Origin of the sequence: Methylobacterium sp. J-090 (assembly GCF_022829345.1) — a bacterium.
Taxonomy (GTDB): Bacteria; Pseudomonadota; Alphaproteobacteria; order Rhizobiales; family Beijerinckiaceae; genus Methylobacterium.
In genome coordinates this window covers 1-309 of the sequence record NZ_JAKSXV010000045.1, presented here as the reverse complement: position 1 = coordinate 309, position 309 = coordinate 1, and the positions used below count along the sequence as shown (strand labels likewise).

Sequence of the window (309 nt, the reverse complement as noted above, 5' to 3'; positions counted from 1 at the left end):
CAGGGCCGGCGGGTTGCCGAGGCCGAACCAGACGATGGCCAGCGGAATGTAGGCGATGGGCGGGATCGGCCGCAGGATCTCGAGGAGGGGGTTGAACAGGGAGAACAGCCGGTCGCTGGTCCCGAGCAGGAGCCCGACGGGATCGAACGGTCGCTTCAGTGCTCCCTATCCTGGAAGGTGTGGGGACCCGCGTTTTACCGCCTCACCGACATGATCAAGCGGAGCCCGTATCAGAGCGAGAACCGTCGGGGATCGGGCGTTCCGTGAGGCACTCGCGATCGGCGTGTCCGCAAGGTTGGGCCGGAAGCA

The 309-nt window shown here is 66.3% G+C and carries 1 pseudogene; it reads right to left on the bottom strand.

Features of this window, described 5'->3' with window-relative positions:
- Positions 1–141: pseudogene (locus MKK49_RS07510) on the bottom strand (ABC transporter permease); the annotation flags it as partial.
- Positions 142–309: the final 168 nt, after the last annotated feature.